The organism is Caballeronia sp. M23-90, assembly GCF_053574605.1.
The window spans coordinates 1-3,041 of record NZ_JBSIPA010000622.1 but is presented as its reverse complement, the minus strand read 5'-3'; the positions used below and the strand labels follow the sequence as shown (position 1 = coordinate 3,041).

2 protein-coding genes are annotated in these 3,041 nt (G+C 63.7%); one reads left to right on the top strand and one right to left on the bottom strand.

All coding sequences use genetic code 11. The features are described from left to right. Window positions 1-176: 176 nt before the first annotated feature. The gene (locus ACRXB1_RS33675) at window positions 177-1,448 is read left to right on the top strand and encodes a c-type cytochrome (RefSeq protein WP_449494491.1); all 1,272 of its coding nucleotides are present in this window, start codon (window positions 177-179) and stop codon (window positions 1,446-1,448) included. Window positions 1,449-1,456: 8 nt separating this feature from the next. Here ACRXB1_RS33675 and ACRXB1_RS33670 read toward each other — a convergent pair. Continuing rightward, on the bottom strand, window positions 1,457-3,041 hold a 1,585-nt coding region (locus ACRXB1_RS33670), incomplete at its 5' end, for a hybrid sensor histidine kinase/response regulator (protein ID WP_449494490.1).

The following is a 3,041-nucleotide window of genomic DNA, read 5'->3' as shown; positions in this document are numbered from 1 at the left end:
TCCGCCTGGCGCGGGTGGCGATCAACCGGCGAGGGCAAGGAGCCGAATCCGGATCGCAGGGCCGCACGCTTTGTTTATCGCGTCGCAATGCTCGCCAGTCCGATGTTCGTGCTCGGCCTGATCGTGACGGCGATGGCAGCGCTGATCGTCTCGCCGTGCAAGCCATGGTGAACCCGATGAGATCCGCCCTCGTCATCGTCATGTGCCTGCTTTCGTTTGCAAGACAGGCGTGCGGCCAGACCGCCGATCAGGCCTTGATTGCGCGCGGCAAGTATCTGGCGAAGGCAGGCGATTGCGCCGGTTGCCATACCGCACCGAAAGGCGGCGCGCCGTTCGCGGGCGGCCTTGGCATGGCGTCGCCATTCGGAACCATAGTCAGCAGCAACATCACGCCCGACAAACAATACGGAATCGGCGAGTACACCTATGACGATTTCGCGCGGACTCTGCGTGAAGGCGTAGCGCGCGGCGGCAAGCATCTTTATCCGGCGATGCCGTATCCCTCGTTCTCGAAGATCGATGACGACGACATGCACGCCCTCTACGCGTATTTCCTGCATGGCGTTCAGCCCGTCGCAAAGGCTGCAGCGCCCACGCGCCTCCCGTTCCCGTTCAATCAACGCTGGGCCCTTGCGTTCTGGAACTTCGCTTTTGCACCGACGGGACTCTATGCCGTTCGCACGGACCACGACGCGCAATGGAACCGTGGCGCGTATCTCGTGCAATCGCTGGGACATTGCGGCGCGTGTCATACGCCTCGCGGTCCTGCTTACGAGGAACGCGGCTATACGGAGTCATCGCGGTTATATCTGACGGGCGGGACCAACGATCACTGGTTCGCACCGAACCTCACCGGCGACCCCGGCGCGGGTCTCGGCCGCGTGCACGAAGCAGAGATCGCGGCGTTCCTGAAGTCAGGGCATGGCGGCGATCTGGTCACGTTCGGCAGCATGGTGCAGGTCGTTGAAGACAGCATGCAGTACATGAACGACGATGACCTGAATGCCATCGCGCATTATCTGAAGAGCCTGCCGGCAGAACAACCTTCGGGGGCCTACAGGCCCCGATCGCTCGGTGCTAAGCAAACAACGGCTGCGGCGCGCACGGGTAACATCGAACGGCCGGGCGCCGGGATCTACCTCTCGTATTGCGCGAAATGCCACGGCGGCGAGGCGCAGGGCATGCCGCAAAAGTATCCGAAGCTCGCGGGCAACCCGGCCGTGCTGGGCCCCGATACCACGTCGCTGATCCGGCTGATGATCGAAGGCGGCAATTCGCCCGACACGCAGCACGGGCCGCCGCGAAAAAACATGCCCGCATATGCGGGCATGTTGACGAACACGGAGATCGCGCAAGTGCTTACGTTCATCCGCACGACATGGGGTAACAACGCGTCACCGGTCACCACACGCGATGTCATTCTGCTGCGCGACGACATCCACAAATAGCGGTTGCGTCATGGGCCGGTGTGCGTGCCGCCACCGTGCGCGCCGCGCCACAAAAGCACCTGCTCGGCAGCGGCGGTCAATGCATCGAGCGAGACGGGTTTCGTCAGCAGCAAATCGAACCCCTTTGCCCGGGTGCGATTTTCCTCCGCACTGCTGGTGTATCCCGTCAGCGCAATCGCGGGCAAGCTCGCGAGCCGCGCGTTCGACCGCACTTGATCGATGAGTTCGTAACCGTCAATGCCGGGCATGCTGATGTCGCACAGCATCAGGTCGACGGACTCATGATCGAGGTACGTGAGCGCTTCGCTACCGCTGTGCGCAGTCGCCACCACCGCACCTTCGAGCTGCAGCAACGCCGCGAACGCGCTGGCGGTTTCCGAGTCGTCGTCGACCACCAGTATGCGTACACCGCCAAGCGAACCGTTGCGCTCCTGCGCCATGTCGCCGCTTCCCGGCCGGCCATCGACGACTGGCAGCCAGACACGCATCAAAGTACCGCGCCCGGCGCCTTCGGACTGCGCGAGTACGCGGCCCGCGTGCATTTCCACGAGCTGCTTGACGAGCGCGAGCCCGATACCCATGCCGCCGCCCGTCTTGCGCCGCGCTTCGATTCCCTGCGAGAACATCTCGAAGATATGCGGCAACAGCGGCGCGTCGACCCCGAGGCCAGTATCGGCGACATCGATGCGCAGTTCGTCACCTTCCTGTGTCAGCCGCACCGAAACCGTCCCGCCGCGCGGCGTAAACTTCAGCGCGTTGGAGAGCAGGTTCCACACGATCTGATCAAAGCGTACGGGGTCGACCTTGGTCCAGAGCGGCGCGCCAAGTCCATCGAATGACAGCGTTATGCCGCGCAACGCCGCTTCGGACTCAATGGCGTCCGCAATGGTCGCGAGCATCTGCGCCACGTCGCTCATCGCGAGATTGAGCGCGAGCTTGCCGGTGCGCACGCGCGACAAGTCCAGCAAGTCGTCGATGATCTTCGCCTGTCCCAACACCGCCCGCTGAATAGCGTCCGCCGCGAGCTGGATGGCCGCCACGCCACGCGCTTCCGGAATGCGCGGCAACATTTCCGCCTTCACATGAATCAGGTTGAGCGGATGCTTCAACTCGTGCGACAGCACAGCCAGGAAATCGTCCTTCAGCCGGTTCGCGGCCTCGGCCTGCGCCCGCACCGCGCGCTCTTCCGCAAGCTGCGTCTGGCGCACATCATCTTGCGTCTTGCGATCGGTCAGGTCGCGCACGATCTTCGCGTACCCGGTGAATTTCGGGTCGTTCAACGGCGTCACCACACCGCTGCAATAGACCTTGCGCCCACCCTTCGCGAGATGCCAGCGTTCGTCGTCGGCGCGGCCGTCGTGCTGGGCGATGTCACGCTCGCGGCCAGCCACACCGTCCTCATTGTCCCGGGAGGTGTAGATCACATCGATGTTCTGCCCCACCGCCTCATGCTCCGAATAACCGAACACGCGCTCGGCCCCGGCGTTCCAGCTCACGATACGGCCATCTGGGTCCTGCACGATGATCGCAAAGTCGTTGGTCGTCTGGGCTGCCAGCCGCAGGCGTTCTTCGCCGGCGCGCACACTCGCTTCA

Coding starts and splice junctions, on each gene's coding strand:
- ACRXB1_RS33675 (WP_449494491.1), top strand. CDS start 177: ATGAGATCCGCCCTCGTCATCGTCATGTGCCTGCTTTCGTTTGCAAGA.